Consider the following 23,635-nt stretch of genomic DNA (forward strand, 5'->3'; position numbering starts at 1 on the left):
GCGGCGGCACAGGGCGGATAAACGGGGGGCGGGCTGATACACTGTCAACCTTATTTTGACAATCGGCAGGGCAGGTATGCTGAATTTGCAGCGGGTGGCGGCCTTTGTGGCAGTGGCGGAGGCGGGCAGCTTTACGGCAGCGGCGGCCGCGCTTGGGATGACTAAAGCGGTCGTGAGTTTTAACGTCCGGCAACTGGAAAAAGAGTTAGGCGTGTCGCTTTTGCTGCGCACCACGCGGCGGCTGGCGCTGACGGAGGCGGGAGAAGCCTTTTACCGGCGCGCCGCCGCGTTGTTGCAGGAGGCGCAGGCGATGCGGGAAGAGGCGCAGCGTCATCACGGCGGGCTGCGCGGCGAGTTGCGCATCACCAGTACCAGCGAATATGGCGCGCAGGTAGTCATTCCGGCGCTGGCGGCGTTTCGGCGGGCGCATCCGGCGCTGCGCATCCGCCACGTCTCGTCGTCGCAGCATGCCGATCTGATCGCCGAACGCTTTGATGTGGCGATACGGCTTGGCACGCTGGCGGACTCTACCTACCGCGCGGCGCTGCTTACCCGTTTTGAGGTGCTGCCCGTCGCCTCGCGGCAGTGGCTGAAAGAAAACCCCATTGCCTCGCCCGAAGCGCTGGCACAAGCAGAATGGATAATCCATAGCCGTCTGCCTTCGCCTCTGCGCTGGCAGCTCACCGGCCCACAGCGGCAGACGCTGGATTTTGCCATTACCCGGCCCGCTGTGCTGTCGGCAGACAGCGCCTCGGCATTGCTGGCGTTCGCCCGGGAGGGTAGCGGCGTGGCGTTGCTGCCCGACTGGCTGGCGCGACCGTCGCTGGAAGCGGGCGACCTGTGCCATCTGCTGCCGGACTACCGCTTTCCGGCGCAGGGCGTTTATGCGGTCTACCCGGACACCGGGCACGTGTCGGAAAAGGTGCGCGCGTTTATCGACTTCCTGCGCGGGCGGCTCGCGTAAAAGGACGGCAGATAAACACCATCGCCAGCGCGCTGCACAGCGGCACGGCGGCAAGCCACAGCCAGGGCAGCGCCGCCTGCGGCGAAGGGGTCAACGCATGGTCAAGCTGGCCGCCCAGCGCAAAGTTGCCCGCCAGCACGGCAAGGCCGCCCATGGAAGCCAGCGCGCCGTAATGCGCGCCAAGGTTCTGGTCGCTTGCGAAGCGGGGAATTAAATCCATGCCCACCGGCACAATCAGCATCTGACCAAGCGTCAGCAGCGTCACCATGCAGACGGCGGGCAGCAGCCGCTGCCAGCCTTCGGGCGGCGTGTCGGCGGCGAACAGCGCCACGCTTGCAAAGGCGGCGGCCAGCAGCGCGAAGCCCAGCGGCAGAATGCGCGCCGCGCCGCAGCGCCGGGCGAGGCGCGCCAGCGGCAGTTGCAGCGCGATAATCAGCAGCGAGGCGAGCACAAAAAGCGGTCCGAGGTCGCTCTCGCTGCTGCCGGAGCGGCGCAGCTCCACCGGCAGCGCCAGGTAGAGCTGGTTGTAACTGAAAAGGTAGGCGCTGTAAGCGACGATAAACGCCACGAAACGGCGGTTGCGGAAGGTCTGCCACCAGGGGGCGATGTGCAGCGCCGCCTGCTTGCGCGGGGTACGCGGCAGGGTGAAGAAAAGCACCAGCAGCGCCAGCACGAATACGCCCGCTCCCGCCAGCGCCACCCGCTGGAAGCCGAACCCCGCCAGCAGCGAACCAAGCACCGGGCCAAGCACCGCGCCAAGCTCGCCGCAGACCGCGAACAGGGCGAACCACTCGGCGCGGCTACGCTTGCCTGCCGCCTCGCTTTGGGTGCCCGCCTTCGCCAGCAGCGCTTCAATCGACGGGGAGAAGAGCGCGCCGCCGATGCCGGTTAAGCAGGCGCCCAGCACAATCGGCCAGAGCGTCGCGCCGAGCGCCAGCAGCAGGTAGCCGGAAATGCGCACCAGGCAGCCGCAGAGGATAACGCTGCGCGCGCCGAAGCGGTCCGCCAGCGCGCCGCCCAGTAAAAACATCCCCTGTTGGGAGAAGGTGCGTAAGCCAATCACCAACCCGATGGCCCCGCCGGAAAGGCGCATATCGTCACGCAGAAAAATCGCCAGAAACGGCACCACGGCGTAAAAGCCGATGTTAAACACCAGCTGACTGCCTAACAGCAAGGGCGGCCAGAGGCGTGAAGGGGGGCGATAAAAAAAGGCAGGCATGCTCCATCCATCTGCGTTGTCCATTAGCGGCGCAAAAGCGTAGCAGGAATCGCGGCGTTGCGCTGCATCGGGTTAGCAGAATCGTTATGCGGCAAATAGTTAAAAGTAAAACTATTTAGCCGCCCTTAAGCGGCGCGGCGCCTTGATTGACAAGGCCCGGAGGCCCCGGTATAACCGCTCATTCGCTACGAATGAGTTTCATTTACATCGTCGCAGCGAACGGCCTGCCCGCAGAAAATGCAGCGACGAGCGTGCAGGCCGGGTGGTCAGGGTCTGCTCCGGCACGGGCGCAGGCGTGGGTGACAGCTTATAAAAAAAGAAAGGTTAATGATGAGAAGGGTAAAAACGCTGCTGCTGGCGGCAGGGCTTCTGATGGCAGGCAGCAGCGCGGCGCTTGCGACAGTCTATCCGCTGACGCTTGAAAACTGCGGCGAGAAAGTCACCTTTACACAGCCCCCGGCGCGCATGGTCGCCCTGGGACAGAACACCGCCGAGATAATGCTGCTGCTGGGGCTTCAGGACAAAATGGTCGCCAGCGCCTTCTGGCCGACGAAAGTGCTGCCAGCGCTTGCGAAGCAGAACGAAAAGGTTAAGGTGCTGACGGTGGAGATCCCGACGCTTGAATCTATTCTCGCGCAGTCGCCTGATTTTGTCGCCGCGCAGCTCCCGCTGCTGCTGGGGCCGGACAGCAAAGTGGCGAAGCGCGAAGATTTCGCGGCGGTGGGAATAAACAGCTACCTTTCGCCCGGCGTCTGCGTCACGAAAAAGAACACCGGCGATATCTACGGCAGCCGCAGCGAGCTGTGGAACATGTCCTGGCTCTATCAGGAGATAGAAGAGCTGGCGACCATCTTTAACGTCGAAGCGCGGGGCAAGGCGCTGATAGCCGATTTCAAAGCCCGTGAAAGTAAGCTTCGCGAGAAATTCGGCCACGCCGGCAAAGAGACCACTTACCTGTTCTGGTTCTCCAGCGCTTCACCTTCCTCAGACGCCTATGTGGGCGGTAAAAACAGCGCCTCGGGCTTTATCGCGAGCCTGCTTGGCGGTAAGAACGCCATACAGTCTGACAGCGAATGGCCGACGGTAAGCTGGGAGAGCATTATCGCCGCCAATCCGGATGTGATTGTGGTCTCGAACCTCGACCGTAACCGCTGGGCGCTTGATAACGCGCAGGAGAAAATTAAGTTCCTGAAAAGCGACCCGGCGGTCAGCCAGCTTGAGGCGGTGAAAAAAGGGCGCATCGTGGTGATGGACGGCCAGGCGATGAACCCCACCATCCGCACCCTGTACGGCGCGGAGCAGGTGGCCGGGCAGCTTGAGAAACTGGGGCTGAAATAATGACGATGGCGGCGGTTTCGCATCAGACGCGGAAAACGGCGCAGCGGCTGGGGTTGTTTCTCGCCTCGGCGGCGCTGCTCGGGCTGGTTATCGCCTTTGGCGTCGGGGTGGGCGAGCTTTCCATTCCGCTTAAGACCACCCTCCTTGCCATCACTAACCGGCTGGGGCTTACCGCTATCCCGCTGAACCGCATACATGAAACCGTTATCTGGGATTTCCGCTTAAGCCGCGCGCTGGTGGCGGCCTGCAGCGGCGCCGGGCTCGCCATCTGCGGCGCAGTGCTGCAAAGCCTGCTGAAAAACGCGCTGGCGGAGCCGTATGTGCTGGGGGTTTCCGCAGGCGCGTCCACCGGTGCGGTGTCAGTGGTGGTGCTGGGCGTGGGATCCGGCGCGGTGTCGCTCTCGGCGGGCGCTTTCACCGGTGCTTTTCTCGCCTTCCTGTTTGTGGCCGTGCTGACCAACGGCGCGCGGGGCGGCAATGAGCGAACCATTCTGGCTGGCGTCGCCGCGTCGCAGCTTTTCAACGCCATTACCGCTTACACCATCAGCACCTCCGCCAGCGCGCAGCAGGCGCGTGACGTGATGTTCTGGCTGCTGGGCAGTTTCAGCGGCGTGCGCTGGCCGGAGTTTCAGCTGGTGCTGGTCGTGGTCCTGCTGGGGCTTGCGGTCTGCCTCTACTACGCCAAAGCGCTCGATGCGTTTATTTTTGGCGATGACGCCGCGGCGTCGCTCGGCATACCGGTGGGCTATGTGCGCCTGATGCTCTTTGCCGTAACCGCGCTGATGACCGCAACCATCGTCAGCATGGCGGGGTCGATAGGCTTTGTCGGGCTGGTGGTACCGCACGTGATGCGCTACTTCTTCGGCCCGCTGCACCGCACGCTGCTGGTGGCATGCGCCATGATGGGCGCCATTTTTATGGTGCTGGCGGACATTGTCTCGCGCACCGCTATCGCCCCGCAGAGCCTGCCCGTCGGGGTGGTTACCGCGCTGGTCGGCGTGCCGTTTTTCGCCGTGATTTTATACCGCTCAAGGACCGCAGCATGAGCATTCGCGCAGAAAATATCTCCTGGCGCGCCGGGAAAAAATGTATCGTCAACAACGTCTCGCTTGAGGTGAAAAACGGGCAGACGCTGGGTTTGCTGGGGCCGAACGGTTCGGGAAAATCGTCGTTGTTGCGCATCCTCGCCGGGTTGCGCCGCCCCTGCGCAGGAAGGGTGCTGCTTGATGAGCGCGATATCGCCGGCATGGCGAAGAAAAGCGTGGCGCGGCGGGTCGCCTTTGTTGAACAGCACACCATGACGGAGGCGAATATTCGCGTGCGCGACGTGGTAAAGCTTGGACGCATACCGCACCACTCGCCGCTCTCCTCCTGGACACAGGAGGACGAGGCGATTATCAGCGCCGCGCTTGAGCGGGTAGAGATGCGCGATCGCAGCGAGCAGGGCTGGCAGAGCCTGTCGGGCGGCGAGCGCCAGCGGGTGCATATCGCCCGGGCGCTCGCGCAGTCGCCTTCAGAGATCCTGCTGGACGAGCCGACCAACCATCTCGATATTCACCACCAGATGCAACTGATGCGGCTGATAAGCGCGCTGCCGGTCACCAGCATCGTGGCGCTGCACGATCTCAACCATGCCGCCATGTTCTGCGACGCGCTTATCGTCATGTTGAAAGGGGAGGTCGTCGCGAGCGGCACGCCCGACGAGGTGCTGACCGAAGCGATGCTGCGGGAGGTGTTTCATGTGGAGACCCGCATTGAAGTTTCGCCCTACCACGGCAAAAAGCATATTCACTTTCTTTAAGCAGCGGGCGTCCGACCGGTGACGGACGCCTTTTCGCGACGCGGGCGCTTAAAACGGCCGGACGATCGCCAGCACGATAATGACGATGACTGCAACGATAAGCAGCGCAGGCGTCTGGCTAAGCCAGGTAAAGCGCGAACGCTCGCCGCTGTTAAGACGGCGCAGCGCCCCGGTAAGCAGGCCGTGCAGCGCCGAGAGCGCCACCACCACGACAATTTTCAGCACCAGCCACGCGTGGGGAAACTGGCCGTACATCACCAGCATCACCACGCCCGCCACCCACAGCACAATCATCGACGGCGTAGTCACCTGCCTGCTCCAGCGGCGCACCCCTTCCAGCAGCGCGCCGTGGCCTTGCAGATTGCGCGCCGCCACCGTATAAGCGAAAGCCATTAGCAGCAGGCCGAAAACCCAGAGCATGCCGGCGATAATATGCAGGGCGTTCAGCCACGCGTGTAGGTTCATAATCACTCCTTAAAAATGACGACAGTTGCTTCACAAGGGACAATAAAAAGCGGTGCGAGGGGCGGTATGGCTTGACGACAGCGTTCGCCCATTCATTCTGTTTATAGTTTTAACACAGCGCGCGGCCTGACAGTGCGCTTCATTGCACAAGGAGATAACGTTGCTGATAAGAAAAACAACGTCGGAGGATGTGCCGCTGCTGCCTGCGGTGGAAAGCGCGGCGGATGAGGCCTTCCTGACGCTGCCGGAACTCGCCTGGGTTGCCCGGGACGGCGGCTGGTCTGAGGACGAGCACAGAAAGCGGGTCAATGAAGGCTATTCGATTGTGGCCGTGGATGAGCAAAACAGCCCCGTGGGTTTTCTCATCGCAGAACGGCGGGGAAGCGAAAGCCATATTCAGGGGCTGGCGGTGGCGCGCGCCATACAGGGCCGCGGTGTAGGGCGGGCGCTGTTAAACCGGGCCATCGCCGATGCGCAAAAAGAGGGGGTGACGGCGATGACGCTAACGACCTTCAGAAACGTCCCCTGGAACCAGCCTTTCTATGAGCGGGCCGGGTTTCGCGTGCTGGAGGAAAGCGAGCTTGATGCGCGCCTCAAAGCGGTGCTGCTGGCGGAAGCGGCGCATGGTTTCGCGTATGACACGCGCTGCGCGATGCGGCTCAGCCTCGCTCAGCGCCAGCCATAAAAAAGCCGGTTACCCCTACGCAGAGGGTAACCGGCAACAGGCTTTGCTCCGCGTACCGCCAGGCGGCGCGCGGGTGGGACAGAAAGCCAGCGCTGTGAAGACAGCGAAAATGATGAAGATCCGACGGGGACGTTTTCCCCGGGTTGTTACAGCGACTGCAGGAAGGCCAGCAGGTCTTCGTTCAGCCGATCCTGATGCGTCACGGCAAAGCCGTGCGGCGCGTTGTCATACACGGTAAGCTGCGCGCCGCGGATCATCTCCGCCGCCACTTTGCCGGTGCTTTCAAACGGCACGACCTGGTCATTGCTGCCGTGGATAACCAGCGTCGGCACGTCGACTTTCGCGATATCCTGGCGGAAATCGGTTTCCCCGAAAGCGCTAACGCAGTCAAGGGTACCCTTGAGCGAGGCCAACAGCGCAATGTTCAGCGTCTGGGTCAACACGCCCTGAGAGACCGTCTGCCCGGCGTTAAGGCCATAGAACGGCGTGGAGAAGTCGCTGATAAACTGGGCGCGGTCTTTACGCAGCCCGTCGCGAATGCCTTCAAACACGCTTTGATCCACACCCTGCGGGTAGTCGGCGGCTTTGCCGAAAATCGGCGTCACCGCGCCCAGCAGCACCAGCGCGTTGACGCGGGCGCTGCCGTAGCGGCCAATGTAGCGCGTCACGTCGCCGCCGCCCATGGAGAAGCCCACCAGCGTCACGTCGTTCAGGTCGAGGTGGTTAATCAGATCGTTGATGTCAGAGGCGAACGTATCGTAGTTATACCCTTCCCACGGCTGGTCGGAGCGGCCAAAGCCGCGGCGGTCAAAAGCGATAACGCGGTAGCCGCGCTCGGCCAGGAAATTCAGCTGGCTGTCCCACATATCCGCATCCAGCGGCCAGCCGTGGCTGAAGAGTACCGGTTTGCCTGAACCCCAGTCTTTGTAATAGATCTGAGTGCCATCCTGCGTCTTAATCGTGCTCATAACAAATCCTCAATGTGAGTAAAAGGCTTAAGGGAGTGACGTTGATGTAATGGGCGCTATCAGATAGCGAACTGCCGGCGGTTCCCCGCCCCGGTGATACGCCTGCACCTTGCCGATGAGCAGCAGGTCATTCACCGTATGGCGCTCCTGCTGGCGCAGATGCTCTATCCACGCGCCGAGCACGAACGTCTCCATAAACATGCCGGGGCGCTGAATATCTTCATACACAGACCAGCTCAGCGCGCCGCCGCGCTGGCGCACGCGGCGCATCTCCTGGATGGCGACCACGAAGTCATACACGTCGTCCTCATCAATTTGATACTCATAAATAACCATCACCGGACCCCGGTCGAGCGACACGTCCATCTCGCGGGCGCGGTTATCCACGTCGCGCAGGTCGAGGTTCAGGTCCGGGTTCTCATTGAGCCGCCAGCGTAGCGTCGTCGCGCTCGCCAGCACCATGCCTACCGTCGCCACGCAGAGCGAAAACGGAATGCTGAAGTGCGAAGCCAGTTGCCCCCAGATGGCGCTGCCTACCGTCATCGAACCAAAAAAGACGGTGAGATAAACCGCCAGCGCGCGCGCTTTCACCCATTTCGCCGCGCTGCGCTGCGCGCCCATGTTGAGCGTGGAGAGCACCGCAATCCAGGCGAAGCCGGTCAGGAACATAAACCCGTTCAGCAGCCAGAAATGACGCACGAAGGCGAGCGCCAGCGTGCTTGCCGCGAACAGCAGGCTGGTCGCCACCATCAGCCGGTCCGGGTTGAGATGGCGGCGAAGGCGTGGCAGCACCACCGCGCCGCAAATCGCGCCCAGCCCGATAAACGCCAGCAGAACGCCGTAACCGCCCGGGCCGAGGCCCAGCTCGCGGCGCGCCACCAGCGGGAGCATCGCCCAGCTGGCGCTGCCGAAGATAAAAAACGCCACGGTGCGCACCAGCACGTTGCGCAGCACAGGGGCGGCGTGAACGTAACGCAGCCCGGCGCGCACGGCGGGGAAGAAGTGCTCCGGCGGCAGCCGCTGAATGTTCGGCTCAGCTTTCCAGCGGTACAGCACCCACGCCACGCCCAGCACGGAGAGCGCATTCAGCGCGAACACCACCCACGGCCCGGCAAGAGAGAGGATAAACCCGCCCAGCGCCGGGCCGATGGCGCGGCTGATATTAATGCCAAGCGAGTTCAGGGCCACGGCGGGCGCCAGTTCGCTTTTCTCCACCAGATCCGGCACGATGGCCTGGAACGGCGGCGAGCTCATGGCGGCCCCGGCGCTCAGCAGGAACGCGGCCACCAGCAGCACGCCCGGCGTGACGTAGCCGGTAAACGACAGCAGGGTCAGCCCGGCGGCGGCGATAAACACCCAGAGCTGCGAAAAGAGCAAATACTTGCGCCGGTCGACGATATCCGCCATCACCCCGGAGGGGAGGGCGAACAGAAACATCGGCAGGCTGCTCGCCGCCTGGACCAGCGCCACGGAGAGCGGGTCGGCGCTGAGCGTCAGCATCGTCCAGTTCACCCCCACGTCGTTCATCCAGGAGCCGATGTTGGAGACCACCGTGGCAATCCACAGCATGCGAAAGACGCGGTTGCGCAGCGGCTGCCAGGAGGAGGCGGGCGCCGGGTGCGGTGCGGCGGCTTGCGCTGTCGCCGCGTGGATATCATTTACCTGCGCCATACGGCAGCTCCCGTGTCTGGGTGAGGCCGGGCCGCCAGCGGCCCGGGCCGGTTAACGCCAGCGTGGTGAAGATAATCAGTAGCAGCCAGCCGAACTGCCCTTCGGCGATGCTCCAGCCAGGATGCACCACCAGCATCGCCACCAGCAGCACGCCGATGACAGGCAGGCAGGCGAGCCGCGCGCCGACGCCGAGAATGATAAAGACCGGGCAGATGACCTCCGCGAAAATCGCGGGCAGCAGGCTCGCCCACGGTCCCAGGCCGAACGGATCTTCAATTCGGGTTAGCTCTTCGCCAAAATGCATCACCTTCGGCAGACCGTGCACGTAAAGCAAAAGCAGGCTGCCGGTGAGGCGCAGGAAGAACAGCCCCGCATCAACGCGGGGCGGCACAGCCGATGAACTTTTCATAGGCGTCAGAAGGCAAAGCAGCTGCAGCCGAGCGCGCCCCAGAAGGCGTTATCGTCTGAAACCGGAACGGAGGAGCGACGCGCCACGTCATGCTGGTGGCTGTGTACGCCGCACGGACCGCTGCAATGGTGCGCGGCGGGCATCATCCCCACGCGGCTTTGCTGCACCGGCGCGCTGCGGTAGTGGCCCGGCACGTTGACCACTGGCGACCATTCCGGCAGTACCGGCAGGGAAGGGGGCGCCTCCGCGCTGAAAGGGCCGGCGGCGTAAACCACGTCGCCGCCCACCACCGTCAGCACCGATTCGATGCCCTTGATCTCCTCTTCCGGCACGCGGAAATAGTCTTTGCTCAGCACGGCGAGATCCGCGAGCTGGCCGGTTTTAATCTGCCCCTTTTTGCCCTGCTCGCTGGAGAACCAGGCGCTGCCCTGGGTCCAGAGCATCAGCGCGGTGTCGCGGTCGAGGCGCGCGTTGACGTCATACATCTGCATGCCGCCGACGGTGCGCCCGGAAACCAGCCAGTAGAGCGCGGTCCACGGGTTGTAGCTGGCGACGCGGGTGGCGTCGGTGCCAAGGCCCACCGGCACGCCGGTTTCCAGCATTTTCGCCACCGGCGGCGTGTGGCGCACCGCCTCCATGCCGTAACGCTCGGCGAAGTACTCGCCCTGGAACGCCATGCGGTGCTGCACGGCGATGCCGCCGCCCAGCGCTTTAATGCGGTCGATGTTGGCCTGGGTTACCGTTTCGGCATGGTCGAAGAACCAGTGCAGGCCGTTGAACGGAATGTCGCGGTTCACTTTCTCGAAGACATCCAGCATGCGGCTTATCGATTCGTTATAGGTGGCGTGCAGGCGGAATGGCCAGCGGTGCTCGACCAGATGGCGCACCACGCGCTCCAGCTCATCCTCCATGCCCGGCGCGAGATCAGGGCGCGGCTCGAGAAAATCTTCAAAGTCGGCGGCGGAGAAGACCAGCATCTCCCCCGCGCCGTTGTGGCGGAAGAAATCGCTGCCCTGGCCCGGCGTCAGCATGTCGGTCCATTTTTCGAAATCTTCCAGTTCGTGGCCGGGGCGCTGGGTGAAGAGGTTATAAGCGATGCGCACGGTCATCTGCTTTTTGGCATGCAACTCGCTGATGACCTCGTAATCATCGGGGTAGTTCTGGAAACCGCCGCCCGCGTCGATGGCGCTGGTCAGCCCCAGGCGGTTTAGCTCGCGCATAAACTGGCGGGTGGAGTTGACCTGCTGCTCCAGCGGCAGCTTCGGCCCTTTAGCCAGTGTGGCGTAGAGGATCATGGCGTTCGGACGGGCTATCAGCATGCCGGTGGGGTTGCCGTTGCTGTCGCGCTGGATCTCGCCGCCCGGCGGGTTAGGCGTATCTTTGGTGTAGCCCACTACTTTCAGCGCCGCGCGGTTAAGCAGGGCGCGGTCGTAGAGGTGAAGAATAAATACCGGCGTGTCGGGCGCCGCGTCGTTAATTTCATCCAGCGTCGGCATGCGGCGCTCGGCGAACTGAAACTCCGACCAGCCGCCCACCACCCGCACCCACTGCGGTGAAGGCGTGCGCAGCGCCTGCGCTTTTAGCATCCGCAGCGCGTCGGCAAGTGAAGGCACCCCTTCCCAGCGCAGCTCCAGGTTGTAGTTCAGCCCGCCGCGAATCAGGTGCAGGTGCGAGTCGTTAAGGCCGGGAATGGCGGTGCTGCCTTTGAGGTCGATAATTTTCGTGCCTTCGGCCTGGTGTTGCATCACATCCGCTTCGCTGCCGACTTCCAGAAACTTGCCGTCGCGGATGGCGACCGCCTCGGCGAGCGGGTTCTCCCTGTCCACGGTGTGAAATTTGCCGTTGAGTAAAATCAGCTCTGCTTTACCGAGCGAAACCATAAGTCCTCCTGTCTGTGACGTCCAAAAGGCGGCGCGCCGCCGGACGGTAAGATGGTGTGCCCTGGCGTAGCAGAGCATCGAAGCTGGCGGGATTATGTTCAGCAGGAGAAAACGGCGTCTAGTTATACGAAGGTATAGGTATACGAACGTATAGTTATACACAGAGATAATAGTTCTGCCGGAAAAGGACTTTTACTATCCGTCCCGACAGCGACGTTCGGGCCGGACCGGCGAAAGCGTTACGCCAGATGAGCGATACCCCGGTCACTGTCAGTTTCCTTCCGCTTTCTCTTTCGCGGTTTACTTGCTACTTAACGACTATGGGTATTCTCATGACCAACACTAAGCTTGAAGTACTGACTCCTCAGAATTGCCAGATGATTTTCATCGACCAGCAGCCGCAGATGGCCTTTGGCGTGCAGTCTATCGACCGTCAGGTGCTGAAAAACAACGTCGTTGGCCTGGCGAAAGCGGCTAAAGTCTTCAACATTCCCACCACCATCACCACCGTGGAAACCGAAAGCTTCTCCGGCAACACCTTCCCGGAACTGCTGGATGTCTTCCCGGAACACGACATTCTTGAGCGCACCTCCATGAACTCCTGGGACGACCAGAAAGTGCGCGACGCGCTGGCGAAAAACGGCCAGAAAAAAGTGGTGGTGTCCGGCCTGTGGACTGAGGTGTGCAACAACACCTTCGCCCTGTGCGCCATGCTGGAGGGCGGCTATGAGATTTATATGGTGGCGGATGCGTCCGGCGGCACCTCCAAAGAGGCGCACGACTACGCCATGCAGCGCATGATCCAGGCGGGCGTTATTCCGGTCACCTGGCAGCAGGTGCTGCTGGAGTGGCAGCGCGACTGGGCGCATAAAGAGACCTACAACGCGGTGATGGACATCGTGAAAGAGCACTCCGGCGCCTACGGCATGGGCGTGGATTACGCCTACACCATGGTGCACAAAGCGCCAGCCCGCGCCAAAGGCTCTCACCACACCCTGGCACCGGTTCCGGCCAACAAATAAGACGAAAGGGCTGGCCGCGCGCCAGCCTTTCCCCTTTTATGGAGAACCCCATGAGCACAGGGCTTATCTCTCTTGGCGCGGGCGTGCTGATCGGCCTCGTCTATGCGTTGTTAAAAGTCCGCTCCCCCGCGCCCCCCGCCATCGCGCTGGTGGGGTTGCTGGGGATGCTGGTTGGCGAGCAGATCACTTCCGCGCTCGTCTCGCATAACGAGCCGCGCGCCTCGCAGGCCGCGCCTTCTCAGACGGCGAACCCCGCGTCGGGCTATACACGGACAGGCTGACTATGTTGAAATCCTATCTTGTTTCCCTGGTGACCGGTCTTCTGGCGGGTGTCATCTACGGCGCAATGCAGGTTCATTCGCCCGCACCTCCGGTCATCGCGCTGTTGGGGCTGTTCGGCATGCTGGTGGGTGAACAGCTTATTCCGGTAGGCCGACGGCTGCTTAACCGTCAACCGGTTACACTGGCATGGTTTCGTCATGAATGCGTGCCCAAAATCAGCGGCACTCCGCCTGCGCAAGACAAAAAAGCACCCTGAAGGAGCGCCGCTCACCGTCGCGTGAGCCCAGACCGAGGACAACAGCATGACGCTGTCAGCACGCATTGTCATTGTTGACGATGAACGCTCCGTTCGCAGCGGACTTAGCAATCTTCTGCTGTCGGAGGGTTACGATACCTGCGCCTTCGAGTCCGCGGAGGCGTTTCTCAATGACGAGGCGGCGCTGGCTGAGGCTTCCCTGCTCATTCTCGATGTTAAACTGCGCGGCATGAGCGGCCTTGAGCTTTACCAAAACCTCATCCTGCAACCGGCCACGCCGCCGGTGATATTTATCTCCGGCCACGGCGATGAAAATATGCAGCGCTACGCCCTCGGCTGCGGCGCCGTCGCGTTTTTACACAAACCCATCAATATTGATACGCTGCTGGAATACATTCGCCGGGAACTCGCTGCGTGAGGATTGCTATGAGTGAAAAACTGTCCGCCGCCGGAAGCGTGATGGAGGGTGAGGTATTCACCCTCACTGACGATACCCTGTTCACGCCGCTGGCGCAGGAAGGCGGCATCGCCTGGACGCTGTGCCAGCCGCTGCACGCCGCGGACAGCTTTATTCTCGCCAGCGCTGCCGCAGCCAGCGAAGAGGCGGTTTACCAGACGACCCAACTGCTGAAAAACGAATTCGCGCTGCGCATGCAGCTTTCCGGCGCGTGGGCGGTGAAGCCCATCAGCTCCACCAGCCACCACGGACGTTATGCGCTGGTTTACGCGCCGTTTCCTTTTCGCACGCTGGCGCAGTCGGCTCACTTAAAAATGGGCGGCATCGCCGATTTTCTCTCGCTCGCCATTCGTCTGTGCGCGCCGCTGCGCCAGATGCACGCGCAGGGGCTTATTCATAGCGATATCAAGCCCGGCAACTTTTTTCTCGACCCGGGCGGCAGCTACCGGCTGGCGGGTTTTGGGCTTGCCAGCGGGGCGGCGGATATCGCCACGCAAACGCGCCTTATCGTGTCGGGCGGCACGCTGGCTTATATGTCGCCGGAGCACACCGCCCGCACCCGGGACGCGGTGGACAGCCGAAGCGATCTCTACAGCCTTGGCATCGTGCTCTACGAACTGCTGACCGGCGCGCTGCCCTTTGCCCTCAGCGAAGGCGGGCAGGCGGAGTGGGCGCATCACCATATCGCCTCCGCGCCCCGGCCGTTGCAGGAGGTGCGTCCCGCCGTGCCGGCGATGCTCTGCGCCATTATCTTACGCCTGCTTGAGAAGTCGCCGGAGCGGCGCTACCAGACGGTGGAAGGGCTGATTGCCGATCTGCGCCGCTGCCAGGCGCACCTTGCAGAAAACGGCGAGATTGCGGTGTTTACGCCGGGCCTGCAGGATGTGGTGCCTGCGCCGCTGCGGCCCGATAACCTGTTTCTGGCGCACCCGCAGGATAACGAACTGACGGCGGCGTTTGAGCGGGTCGCCGCCAGCGGGACGCTGACGCTCGCCGCGGTCAGCGGGCCGCTTGGCATCGGCAAATCCTCGCTTATCGCCTCTGCGCTGCGAAAGCTTAGCCACCAGCCCGCGTTGCTTGCGGTCAGCAAAGCGGATCAATACTCCGCGGTGCTGCCTTATTCGGTGATAGCCGGCGCGTTTCGTTCGCTGGCGCTGCATCTGTTAGGGCTTGATGCGCAGGAGGTGGCGCTCTGGAAACGCCGTCTGGCGCACGCGCTCGGCAGCTACGCCGGGCTTGCGGTGAATCTGGTGCCGGAGCTGGGGCTGCTGCTTGAAAGTAAAACCTTTATGCCTGCCGACGTCCGCGCGGCGGATGCCCGCGCCCGCTGCAATCAGATGGCGGCGCGGCTGGTGGCGGCGCTCTCGAGCCGCGAATGCCCGCTGATTTTAGTGATTGAAGATTTGCAGTGGATTGACCCGGCGAGCCTGCATCTGCTGGAGTCGCTGGTGAGCAACAGCGAATCGCTGCCGCTGCTGATCGTGGTTTCGCATTGCGAGCCGGAGGCGTTCCCCACGGGCAACGCCGCGCATTATCTGGAAAAATTACGCGCCGGCGCGCGCCTGCTGGTGGATATCCGCCCCGCGCCGCTTAGCGTAAAGGCGATATCGCGCTGGCTTGCCGAGCTGTTCCAGGCCCGCGTTTCGGGCCTTGGCGAGCTGGCGGCGCTGATTCATGAAAAGACCGACGGCAACCCGCTCTTCACCCACGAATTTTTTCAGCGCATCGTCAAAGACGGGCTTATTAGCTACAACAAGCTGCACGGCAAGTGGCACTACGATTTGCCCGCCATCAAGGCGCGCAACTATACGGAAAATGTGGCGAGCCTGGTGTTGCAGCAGCTTGAGGAGATGCCGCTGACCGCACGCCGTTTGCTGGGCTGCCTCGCCTGCGTCGGCGGAACCGGCAAGCTGGCGCTGCTAAGCCAGATGCAAGGCCTTGCGCCGGAATGCCTTCAGGAGCAGTTGCAGCCCGCCGTCGTCGCGCGCCTGATTCGTTTTTCCGGCGATGAATACGCCTTTACCCACGACCGGGTGCACAAAGCGGCCCAGGCGCTGCTTGAGCCTGACGAAATCGAACGGCTTAATTTCGCCGCCGCCGGCCTTTTTACCGAGGCGCTGAACCAGAACGAAAGTAACGAGCAGCTCTTCCTGGCCGTACACCATATTACCCGCGCGCTACGGCATATCCGCTTTTCGCCAGAGCGCGACCGCTACCGGGCGGTTTGCCAGTTGGCCGCCCGACGGGCGCGCAGCACAGGCGATTACGCCTCTGCGGTGCGCTATCTGCACACGGCGAAAAGCCTGTATGACGATGCGTTAGTGAAAGCGCCGGACGAGGCGTTTCTGCTTGGCTTTGAAGAGGCGGAGTGCGAATTCCTGCAGGGCAACCTCTCTGCCGCGCTCACGCTCTGCAATCAGCTGATGATCACGCCCGGCAGCCCGCAGCAGAAAGCGGTGGCCGCCTGCATGATGGCGGAAATCCATATGCGGCAGTCCGATATGCCGCTGGCGCTTGAAACGGCGCTGGCGTGGCTTGCCGCCTTCGGCGTTCATCTGAACCGTCACCCCGACGACGGCGACTGCGAGACGGCATGGCGGGAGATAGAGGCGCGGGCGGGTGAAAATCCGTTTAAAACGTTCAACGAGCTGGCGCGTTGTGGCGACTGCGAAGCCGAGGCGATCATGAGCCTGCTGCTCAGCGCCAGCATGTTCGCGGCCTTCGCCTCGCCACGGCTGCATTTTCTGCTGTTGTGTAAAATCATGCACATGACGCTCGACAACGGCCTGTGCGGCGCTTCTACCTCCGCGCTCGCCTGGTACGGCGTGCTTATCGGCCGCCGCTATGATGAGTACAACAGCGGCTTTCGCTACGCCCTGCTGGGGCGTGACCTGGTGATGGAGCACCACTTCAACCCTTTTAAAAGCAGAACGCTGCTGGCGGTGGATCTGGCGAGCGCCTGGAAGCAGCCGCTGAGCTTTGCGGTGGAGAGCGCGAAAACGTGTTTCGCCACGGCGGTGGAGCAGGGCGACCTGACCGTCGCCTGTTTTATCATCCGCCATCAGACCATGAATTTCCTCACGCGCGGCGAGCATCTCGACAGCGTGATGACCACCATCGAACGCGGGCTGACCTTTATCCGCAAGCTGCGCTTCCCGGATGTGGAGATCATGCTGCAGCTTCAGCGTCTCTATGTGACGCAGCTGCGCAGCGGCGCTGCCGACGGCTTTACCGGCACGGATCTTTTTCCGGATTCGCTGCTGATAAGAGAGGGCGAAAAAGGGCGTCAGCCGATGCCGCTGACGCAGTTCTGGTTCTGGCTCTTCCGGGGGATGGCGCACTTTATGGCGGGCGAGCTTAGCGATGCTCGCCGCTGCCTGGCGCGAGCCGAACCCTTCGCCAGCGCGGTGCCGGGCTATATTCACCTGCTCGATTACCACTTCTACAGCGCGCTTTCGCTGACCCTCTCCCTGGCGCCGGGGCGCGTGACCGCAGCGGAGCTGGCGAAAATCACGGCGCATTATGAGAAAATCGCCCTGTGGGCGCGCCATAATCCAGCGACTTTTGCCGATAAAGAGGCGTTGATTAGCGCGGAGCTGGCGCGCCTGTCGCAAAAGAACGACGTGGCCGCCGCGCACTATGAGAAAGCCATCCAGCTCTCCGGCGGCGCGGAGTTTCACCACATCAACGGGCTCGCCTGCGAGATGGCCGGGCGTTTTGCCAGGACCTGCGGTTACCACATCGCTTCGGAAGCCTACTTTCGCAGCGCGTTCAGCGCCTGGCGCCGCTGGGGCGCGACGGCCAAATTGCGCCAGCTTGAGCGGCGCTATCCGCATCTCGCCCCCGGCGGGCAGAGCACCCCTTACGACACCATCGCCTTCGCCCAGAACGAGGTGATACACGATCTCGAAAGCGCGCTGCGGGCTATCCGCGCCATGACCGAAGAGATCAACCTCGACCGGCTGATCCACACGCTGATGACCATGCTGCTTGAGCGCGCCGGGGCGCAGCGCGGGCTGCTGATTCGCATTCCCGATAGCAACATTGCCGAAATCCAGGCCTGCGCGGAGACCTCCTCAGACGGCGTAAAGGTGCGCATTGTTAAAGAGGCGCCCACCGCCAGCGATCTGCCGCTCTCGATTCTTGCCGCGGTGATGCGCACCGGTAAGGAGATCCGCACCAGCAAGCCGGAGATCTTCAGCCCCTTTGGCCAGGATCCGTACCTGGTGACCTCCGGCGCGGCGGTGATGTGCGTGCCGATGTTTAAGCAGGCGCGAATGGTGGGCGTGCTCTACCTGGAAAACCGGGTGATGCCGGAGATGTTTACCGCCGAGCATTCGCGCATCGTCGGCATGCTCGCGGCCCAGGCGGCGGTGTCGCTGGAAACGGCGCGCCTGTACGCCGAGCTGCTGGAAGAGAACATCCAGCGCCGCAGGGTGGAAAAAGAGCTGCGCGCCAGCCAGACCTCGCTGATGCTGGGCGAGCGCATTAGCCACACCGGCACCTGGCGCTGGGATCTTGAGCAGGACCTGATGTTCGTCTCTGACGAATACGCCCGCATTCTCGGGCTGCCGGGGCGGCAGCGCACGCTCTCCATGGCGGATTTCCTGACGCTGGTGCATCCGGAAGATTATCCGCGCATCAGCAAGCTTGTGACCGACAGCGTCAGCAACGGCGTGCCGATGCGGGCGGAGTTTCGCGTTTTTCGCCCCGACGGCGACTGCCGCTACATTCTCGGCGTCGGCAACCCGGTGGGCGATGAAGCGAGCGTGGCGGAATATTTCGGCGTTATCACCGACATTACGGCGCGCCGCCAGTCGGAGGACGCCGTGCGCGTGGCGCAGGCGGATCTCGCCCGCGTTTCCCGCGCCACCACCGTCGGCCAGCTTACCGCCTCTATCGCCCATGAGATCAATCAGCCGCTGATGTCCATCGTCGCCAATGCGGGCGCCAGCCTGCGCTGGCTCAGCCGCGAACCGGCGATGCTGGATAACGCGCGCGCAAGCCTTGAGGAGATAATCAGCGAAGGGGAGCGCGCCGGGAACATTATTCGCGGCCTGCAGGCGCTGACGCGCAACCAGACGACAAGCTATTCGCGGGTCAACCTGCACCATATCGTCTACCACATCATGACCCTTTCGCGCAGCGAACTGGAGCGGCGGCAAATTCTGCTGGAGTACGAGCTCAGGGCTGCGCAGGCGTTTATCTACGGCGACAGCGTGCAGATCCAGCAGGTGCTGCTAAACCTGATTGTGAACGCCATTGACGCGATGACGGAGATCCACAGCCGGGGGCGCATTCTGACGATCCGCTCGGAGAACCCGCAGCCGGGCAAGATCCAGCTGGATATCGCCGATACGGGGTGCGGGCTGAGCGCGGAGGTGAAAGCGCGGCTTTTTGACTCGTTCTATACCACTAAAGCGCACGGCATGGGGATGGGGCTTAGCATTAGCCACGACATTATTGAAAAGCACAGAGGGAAGCTCACGGCGCACTCGCGCGAGCCTTACGGCAGCGTCTTTACCTTTATTCTGCCGACCGACAGCGACGATGAGTAAAAGGCCCGACGGTCGGGCCTTGTTATTACGGGCGGGACGCCGCCAGCAGATGGCGCAGCTCGCCGTGCGCCATCGCCACCTGGGGCGAAGCCTGCAGGGCATCGAGGTATTTCTGATGAAACTCGCTGCCGTTCTCCGGCCCCAGCGCCAGCAGGCCGCCCACGGTTTTACGCACGGTTTCCAGCGCCGCGGCGTCCACCGGCTCCTCTTTGTTATCCAGCCGCTCGTCAATCTCCACCAGGATTTCCGAAATTTGTCGCAGCCAGGCGAATTGCGGGTGGCTGGTGAGCAGTTGCAAATGTTCAAAGGCGCTGCCCGGGTCACCAAAGCGCACGGTTTCAAAATCCACCAGCGCTTTATGCAATTTTCTGAGGGTTGAGGAGAGGGCTTTAAGCTGCGCGCGCGGCTCGGCGATAGGGTCGGTGGTCATGGGGTCTCCTGGAAGTGTCAACGTTTGCGACCGCCGCAGCAAGGCTGCGGCAAACGGTTTAACGGCTTTGTGTTTTCGCGATATTCAGACGCTCCGCCGCGCGGACCAGATCCGTCAGCGAGCGAACCTGCATCTTCTCCATCACGCGTTTTTTATGCACTTTCGCGGTAATTTCGCTCACGCCGAGCGCAGTGGCGATTTGCTTATTGAGCAAGCCGCCGATAGCAAGCTGGAAAACTTCCTGCTCACGCGGCGTCAGGGAGGCGTAATGCGCTTTTAGCGTCTGTAATTCCCGCGTTTCGCCCATTCTGGTTTCGGAAAGTTTCAGCGCGTCCGCCACCGCTTTTAACAGCAGATTCGGCACCGCAGGTTTGGTCATAAACTCATACGCGCCTGCTTTCATCGCTTTTACAGTAAGCGGGATGGTGCCGTAGCCGGTAAGAAAGATCGTCGGGATCAAATAGCCGAGACTTGCGAGCGCTTCGGTAACGGAAAACCCGTCGGCTTCCGGCATGTTCATATCCAGGATCAGGCAGGCGGGATCGGGGCTGAAACCGTGCGCCAGAAAAGCGTCGGCAGAAGGAAAATCGGCCACCCGATACGCTTCCGCTGACAGCAGGCGGACCAGCGATTGCCTTACCGAAGTATCATCGTCTACAACGTAAACAATAGGATCCATAAGTCGTTCCTGGCTGGCATCAGGATATATGCAGGGTCTGGCACCGGTCAGTGGTGAGCCAATTGACCTTTCCTTCCTTAGATTACAGCCACATACATCCAGTTTTTACCAATATATAACCGGATATTAACACAATAATTCTCATTATCACCTTTAAAATAAGGTGAAAGCGTAAAGTTAACTAATCAATTGCGAAAAAAGTGGTAAGGCGGATAAGCATAGACGTGTTCTGAACAAACGCCCGTCTGTTAAACAGGCGGTTAGCTCACCTGCATCACTAAAACACCTGTTTTACAGCCCTCGCACCTTGCGGAACGCGCCAATAGCCGCATCAATACAAATGATAATCAATATCATTTTTGTTTACACAAATTATTTTTTTCTGCACACTGTCGCCGCTTTCCCATCAGAAGGGCCTTCGCCTGCGCAAACCCGCTGAATTAAAAGGGTGAATTCTGGTGGATTTTCGCTCATTACATGGAATGGATAACACGTTATGTCCCGCAGTTTACTCATCACGGCGGCCCTGTGCGCCGCCACGGCTTCGCCTTACCTCTTCGGCGCTGAACAAGACGAGATGGTGGTTACCGCAACGGGTTTTGCGCAGAAGATCCAGAATGCGCCCGCTTCTATCTCCGTTATTTCCAAACAACAGATTGAAGATAAAGCCTATCGCGACGTCACCGACGCGCTGCGGGACGTGCCGGGCGTGGTGGTCACCGGCGGGGCGAGCAGCAGCGACATCAGCATTCGCGGCATGTCCTCCCAGTACACGCTGTTCCTGGTGGACGGCAAGCGCATCAGCACCCGCAGTACTCGCCCGAATAGCGATAACTCGGGCATTGAGCAGGGCTGGCTGCCGCCGCTGGAGTCTATCGAGCGCATCGAGGTAATTCGCGGCCCGATGTCGTCGCTCTACGGCTCCGACGCCATGGGCGGCGTCATTAATGTCATTACCAAAAAGGTGTCGAACACCAAAAGCTGGACAGGCTCGGTGCACGGCGACGCCACTTTCCAGGAGAACCGCGATTCCGGCGATCTCTACCAGACCAACGCTTACGCCTCCGGGCCGCTTATTGACGGGCTGCTGGGGGTGAAGGTGAGCGGGCTCTTCTCGCGTCGCCAGGAGGACCGCATTGTCAACGGCTATAACGAGCAGCGGATGCGCAACGGCGCCGTTACGCTGAACGTTACGCCGGATGACAAAAACGATTTTGACCTTGATATCGCCCGCGAACTGCAGGACCGCAACAGCACGCCGGGCATGTCGACAGAGGCTGAAGTGTGTCGCGGCGCGACCTGCACGCCGAATGAGAAAAGCGAAACCCGCTACGAGCACACCACGTATGCGCTGACGCACCACGGTTATTACGACGATTTCAACTCCACCAGCTACATTCAGCAGGAGATATCGAACAACCCGGAACGTGAAATGAAGGCCTGGAACACCACGTTCAACACCCAGAACCAGATCTTCCTCGGCGACCATACGCTGACGGTAGGCGGGCAATATCGCTATGAAAAGCTGCGCGACAACGGCAACCAGCTGGAAGCGGCGCAGGGCCTGAGCAAACTCACCCGCTGGAGCTGGGCGCTCTTCTCGGAAGATGAGTGGGCGATGACCGACAGCTTCACGCTGACGGCGGGCCTGCGCATGGATAAAGATGAGAACTACGGCACCAACTGGACGCCGCGCGGCTACGGTGTCTGGCACCTCAATGACCAGTGGACCCTGAAAGGGGGCGTTTCCGCAGGCTATAAAGCCCCGGAGCTGCGCCAGTCTTCCGCAAGCTGGGGGCAGGTCACCGGCGGCGGCCGTCTTGACGGCATTATCGTCGGCAACCCGGATCTCAAGCCGGAAAAGAGCCTGAGCGAAGAGATCGCGCTGCTGTGGGATAACGGCGATAACCTGAACGCGGGCGTCACGCTCTTCAACACGGACTTTAAAGACAAAATCACCGAAGTGCGCCGTTGCAACAGCAGCGCCGACCCGGCCTGTCAGATTGGCAACCACCGCTACGATTTTGTCAGCGACCGCGTTAACGTGGATAAAGCCAATATGCGCGGTGTGGAGTCCACCTTCGGCTGGGAGATGGTTAAAGGCCTCAACCTGACGGCGAACTACACCTTTACCGAGTCGGAGCAAAAAAGCGGGCAGTTCTCCGGCAAACCGCTGAACAAGATGCCGAAGCATATGTTCAACACCACGCTCGACTGGCAGGCAACGCCGGATGTCGGCTTCTGGAGCCGCCTCAACTTGCGCGGCAAAAGCTCGGAATATTTAAGCCGCACCGCGATGGCGCAGGGCACGCCTTCTTACACGCAGGTTGATGTGGGGCTGCGTTATCACGCCGCGAAAGATCTGCTACTCACCGCCGGGGTCTATAACGTTTTCGATAAACAGATTGATTACGCCACCTACGACACCATTCTGGATGGCCGCCGCTATACCCTCGGCTTAACCTATAACTTCTGAGCCTTGTCACGCACGCGGCAAAGCCCGAACCCGTTTCGGGCTTTTTTATGTGCGCCGCAGCCGCCGGGTTGCAACTGCTAAGCTTATTGCATGCTAATCCGGAGGAATCATGAAATTAGGCTTCGCTTGTAAATTTTTAAACGCTGAACAAAAACAACTTTTTCCTTTCAAAGCGACGACCCGCACGCGATTCCTGAGCCTGGATAACGAAACCGGGGCCACGCTGCTTTATGAACTCGCCCGCGCCAACCTCACCAATCTGCGGCTTATCTTTCAGGCGCTCGCCCTTGAGCCTGCCGACCTGCGCATGATGCGCATCGGCAGCGATTTGCTGCCGCTGTATACGGTGCCGGAAGCGACGCGGCTCTATAACGAATTTTTGCCCGATCTCTATCCGTTGTTTGCCGACTGCGGCGATGTCGCCCGGGCGAACGACATCCGGCTCTCTTTTCATCCCGGCCAGTATTCCGTGTTAGCCTCCGATAACCCGGACGTGGTGGAAAGGGCGATAGAGGATGTGGAGTATCACGCCCTCTGCGCGCGGCTGATGGGCTACGGCAAAACCTTTCAGGATTTTAAAATCAATATTCACATGAACGGCAAAGCCGGATTCGCCGGGTTTACGCGCGCGTTCAACAAACTGAGCCCCGAAGCGAGGCGGATGCTGACGGTGGAAAACGACGAAATTTCCTGCTCGCTGGACGATGTTTTGCAGGCGCAGGCGCTCTGCCCGGTAGTGGTGGATATTCACCACCACTGGGTAAAAGAGAATGCCTTTATCAGGCCTGATGACCCGCGTATCGCGCAGGTTATCGACTCCTGGCGCGGCGTGCGGCCCGTGCTGCACTACTCCATTTCGCAGGAGGGGCTTATCCCGGCGCAGGGCTTCCCTGAACAAGCCGCGCTCGGCGTGCCGAAAACCAAACTGCGCGCCCACTCCGATTACTACTTCAACCCCACGCTGAATGACTGGGCGCTTTCGTTTACCGATTTCGACATCATGTGCGAGGTCAAAATGAAAAACCTCGCCCGCGACAGGCTTTACGCTTACGCGAAAAGCCGATAGCGCACCTGG

The 23,635-nt window shown here is 61.3% G+C and carries 20 protein-coding genes; 12 read left to right on the plus strand and 8 right to left on the minus strand.

Annotated elements, in window-relative coordinates:
• The first annotated feature begins 76 nt into the window (after positions 1 to 76).
• Positions 77 to 964, plus strand: coding sequence for a LysR family transcriptional regulator (locus MT962_RS00640; protein WP_247364135.1), 888 nt, complete (start codon positions 77 to 79; stop codon positions 962 to 964).
• Here the strand turns inward: MT962_RS00640 and MT962_RS00645 are convergent.
• Complete coding sequence (locus tag MT962_RS00645; protein ID WP_247364136.1) at positions 933 to 2,183, minus strand: MFS transporter; 1,251 nt, start codon at positions 2,181 to 2,183, stop codon at positions 933 to 935. The two genes, MT962_RS00640 and MT962_RS00645, sit on opposite strands and share 32 nt — an antisense overlap.
• A gap of 330 nt (positions 2,184 to 2,513) precedes the next feature.
• Between MT962_RS00645 and MT962_RS00650 the strand changes: the two genes are divergently transcribed.
• The 3 genes from MT962_RS00650 to MT962_RS00660 are packed head-to-tail and all read left to right on the plus strand — an operon-like array spanning position 2,514 to position 5,322.
• Positions 2,514 to 3,521: an ABC transporter substrate-binding protein gene (locus MT962_RS00650; protein ID WP_247365058.1), complete on the plus strand. Its 1,008-nt coding sequence runs from the start codon at positions 2,514 to 2,516 to the stop codon at positions 3,519 to 3,521.
• On the plus strand, positions 3,521 to 4,567 hold the full coding sequence (locus MT962_RS00655) for an iron ABC transporter permease (protein ID WP_034882056.1): 1,047 nt from the start codon (positions 3,521 to 3,523) through the stop codon (positions 4,565 to 4,567). Before MT962_RS00650 ends, MT962_RS00655 begins: the two co-directional genes overlap by 1 nt.
• Positions 4,564 to 5,322 carry an ABC transporter ATP-binding protein gene (locus MT962_RS00660; RefSeq protein WP_024557733.1) on the plus strand — a complete coding sequence of 253 codons (759 nt, stop codon included), beginning with the start codon at positions 4,564 to 4,566 and terminating at the stop codon, positions 5,320 to 5,322. Before MT962_RS00655 ends, MT962_RS00660 begins: the two co-directional genes overlap by 4 nt.
• A 48-nt stretch (positions 5,323 to 5,370) precedes the next feature.
• Here MT962_RS00660 and MT962_RS00665 read toward each other — a convergent pair whose 3' ends face one another.
• Positions 5,371 to 5,787, minus strand: a complete 417-nt coding sequence (locus tag MT962_RS00665; protein WP_024557734.1) for a CopD family protein — start codon at positions 5,785 to 5,787, stop codon at positions 5,371 to 5,373.
• Between the two features lie 160 nt (positions 5,788 to 5,947).
• Here MT962_RS00665 and MT962_RS00670 point away from each other — a divergent pair, with 160 nt between their 5' ends.
• Entirely contained in the window at positions 5,948 to 6,472 is a 525-nt protein-coding gene (locus MT962_RS00670; RefSeq protein ID WP_247364137.1) for a GNAT family N-acetyltransferase, read from the plus strand.
• A 146-nt stretch (positions 6,473 to 6,618) separates the two neighbouring features.
• On the opposite strand, the gene MT962_RS00675 is transcribed toward MT962_RS00670, so the two are convergent.
• Genes MT962_RS00675 through MT962_RS00690 form a run of 4 tightly spaced genes read right to left on the minus strand, consistent with a single transcriptional unit; the run spans position 6,619 to position 11,400 of the window.
• Positions 6,619 to 7,440, minus strand: a complete 822-nt coding sequence (locus MT962_RS00675; protein WP_024557736.1) for an alpha/beta hydrolase — start codon at positions 7,438 to 7,440, stop codon at positions 6,619 to 6,621.
• Between the two features lie 27 nt (positions 7,441 to 7,467).
• Complete coding sequence (locus tag MT962_RS00680) at positions 7,468 to 9,111, minus strand: MFS transporter (RefSeq protein ID WP_247364140.1); 1,644 nt, start codon at positions 9,109 to 9,111, stop codon at positions 7,468 to 7,470.
• Positions 9,095 to 9,520, minus strand: coding sequence for a DoxX family protein (locus MT962_RS00685; RefSeq protein WP_024557738.1), 426 nt, complete (start codon positions 9,518 to 9,520; stop codon positions 9,095 to 9,097). The genes MT962_RS00680 and MT962_RS00685 overlap by 17 nt, the downstream gene beginning before the upstream one ends.
• A gap of 5 nt (positions 9,521 to 9,525) precedes the next feature.
• A complete protein-coding gene (locus tag MT962_RS00690) occupies positions 9,526 to 11,400 on the minus strand; it encodes an amidohydrolase (protein ID WP_024559855.1) in 1,875 nt (624 codons plus the stop codon).
• 332 nt (positions 11,401 to 11,732) lie between these two features.
• Here MT962_RS00690 and MT962_RS00695 point away from each other — a divergent pair, with 332 nt between their 5' ends.
• From MT962_RS00695 to MT962_RS00715, 5 genes are read left to right on the plus strand one after another with little or no spacing between them, the layout of a single operon-like run.
• Positions 11,733 to 12,422 carry a hydrolase gene (locus MT962_RS00695; protein WP_024557740.1) on the plus strand — a complete coding sequence of 230 codons (690 nt, stop codon included), beginning with the start codon at positions 11,733 to 11,735 and terminating at the stop codon, positions 12,420 to 12,422.
• Between the two features lie 50 nt (positions 12,423 to 12,472).
• A complete protein-coding gene (locus MT962_RS00700; protein WP_024557741.1) occupies positions 12,473 to 12,703 on the plus strand; it encodes a DUF1427 family protein in 231 nt (76 codons plus the stop codon).
• A 2-nt stretch (positions 12,704 to 12,705) separates the two neighbouring features.
• Entirely contained in the window at positions 12,706 to 12,960 is a 255-nt protein-coding gene (locus MT962_RS00705) for a XapX domain-containing protein (protein ID WP_024557742.1), read from the plus strand.
• A gap of 46 nt (positions 12,961 to 13,006) precedes the next feature.
• Entirely contained in the window at positions 13,007 to 13,378 is a 372-nt protein-coding gene (locus MT962_RS00710; protein WP_024557743.1) for a response regulator, read from the plus strand.
• An 8-nt stretch (positions 13,379 to 13,386) separates the two neighbouring features.
• On the plus strand, positions 13,387 to 18,975 hold the full coding sequence (locus tag MT962_RS00715) for an AAA family ATPase (RefSeq protein WP_247364141.1): 5,589 nt from the start codon (positions 13,387 to 13,389) through the stop codon (positions 18,973 to 18,975).
• Between the two features lie 25 nt (positions 18,976 to 19,000).
• Here MT962_RS00715 and MT962_RS00720 read toward each other — a convergent pair whose 3' ends face one another.
• The gene (locus tag MT962_RS00720; protein ID WP_024557745.1) at positions 19,001 to 19,405 is read right to left on the minus strand and encodes a hypothetical protein; all 405 of its coding nucleotides are present in this window, start codon (positions 19,403 to 19,405) and stop codon (positions 19,001 to 19,003) included.
• Between the two features lie 58 nt (positions 19,406 to 19,463).
• Positions 19,464 to 20,084, minus strand: coding sequence for a response regulator (locus tag MT962_RS00725; RefSeq protein WP_024557746.1), 621 nt, complete (start codon positions 20,082 to 20,084; stop codon positions 19,464 to 19,466).
• 496 nt (positions 20,085 to 20,580) lie between these two features.
• Here MT962_RS00725 and MT962_RS00730 point away from each other — a divergent pair, with 496 nt between their 5' ends.
• Positions 20,581 to 22,560: a ligand-gated channel protein gene (locus MT962_RS00730; RefSeq protein WP_247364142.1), complete on the plus strand. Its 1,980-nt coding sequence runs from the start codon at positions 20,581 to 20,583 to the stop codon at positions 22,558 to 22,560.
• A 109-nt stretch (positions 22,561 to 22,669) separates the two neighbouring features.
• A complete protein-coding gene (locus tag MT962_RS00735) occupies positions 22,670 to 23,626 on the plus strand; it encodes a UV damage endonuclease UvsE (RefSeq protein WP_024559859.1) in 957 nt (318 codons plus the stop codon).
• Positions 23,627 to 23,635: the final 9 nt, after the last annotated feature.

The sequence above is a fragment of the Franconibacter sp. IITDAS19 genome, from assembly GCF_023079515.1.
Classification (GTDB): domain Bacteria; phylum Pseudomonadota; class Gammaproteobacteria; order Enterobacterales; family Enterobacteriaceae; genus Franconibacter; species Franconibacter pulveris.

Coding starts and splice junctions, on each gene's coding strand:
- MT962_RS00695 (WP_024557740.1), top strand. CDS start 11,733: ATGACCAACACTAAGCTTGAAGTACTGACTCCTCAGAATTGCCAGATG.
- MT962_RS00720 (WP_024557745.1), bottom strand. CDS start 19,405: ATGACCACCGACCCTATCGCCGAGCCGCGCGCGCAGCTTAAAGCCCTC.
- MT962_RS00715 (WP_247364141.1), top strand. CDS start 13,387: ATGAGTGAAAAACTGTCCGCCGCCGGAAGCGTGATGGAGGGTGAGGTA.
- MT962_RS00735 (WP_024559859.1), top strand. CDS start 22,670: ATGAAATTAGGCTTCGCTTGTAAATTTTTAAACGCTGAACAAAAACAA.
- MT962_RS00655 (WP_034882056.1), top strand. CDS start 3,521: ATGACGATGGCGGCGGTTTCGCATCAGACGCGGAAAACGGCGCAGCGG.
- MT962_RS00675 (WP_024557736.1), bottom strand. CDS start 7,440: ATGAGCACGATTAAGACGCAGGATGGCACTCAGATCTATTACAAAGAC.
- MT962_RS00705 (WP_024557742.1), top strand. CDS start 12,706: ATGTTGAAATCCTATCTTGTTTCCCTGGTGACCGGTCTTCTGGCGGGT.
- MT962_RS00640 (WP_247364135.1), top strand. CDS start 77: ATGCTGAATTTGCAGCGGGTGGCGGCCTTTGTGGCAGTGGCGGAGGCG.
- MT962_RS00690 (WP_024559855.1), bottom strand. CDS start 11,400: ATGGTTTCGCTCGGTAAAGCAGAGCTGATTTTACTCAACGGCAAATTT.
- MT962_RS00700 (WP_024557741.1), top strand. CDS start 12,473: ATGAGCACAGGGCTTATCTCTCTTGGCGCGGGCGTGCTGATCGGCCTC.
- MT962_RS00660 (WP_024557733.1), top strand. CDS start 4,564: ATGAGCATTCGCGCAGAAAATATCTCCTGGCGCGCCGGGAAAAAATGT.
- MT962_RS00710 (WP_024557743.1), top strand. CDS start 13,007: ATGACGCTGTCAGCACGCATTGTCATTGTTGACGATGAACGCTCCGTT.
- MT962_RS00730 (WP_247364142.1), top strand. CDS start 20,581: ATGTCCCGCAGTTTACTCATCACGGCGGCCCTGTGCGCCGCCACGGCT.
- MT962_RS00645 (WP_247364136.1), bottom strand. CDS start 2,183: ATGCCTGCCTTTTTTTATCGCCCCCCTTCACGCCTCTGGCCGCCCTTG.
- MT962_RS00665 (WP_024557734.1), bottom strand. CDS start 5,787: ATGAACCTACACGCGTGGCTGAACGCCCTGCATATTATCGCCGGCATG.
- MT962_RS00650 (WP_247365058.1), top strand. CDS start 2,514: ATGAGAAGGGTAAAAACGCTGCTGCTGGCGGCAGGGCTTCTGATGGCA.
- MT962_RS00680 (WP_247364140.1), bottom strand. CDS start 9,111: ATGGCGCAGGTAAATGATATCCACGCGGCGACAGCGCAAGCCGCCGCA.
- MT962_RS00685 (WP_024557738.1), bottom strand. CDS start 9,520: ATGAAAAGTTCATCGGCTGTGCCGCCCCGCGTTGATGCGGGGCTGTTC.
- MT962_RS00725 (WP_024557746.1), bottom strand. CDS start 20,084: ATGGATCCTATTGTTTACGTTGTAGACGATGATACTTCGGTAAGGCAA.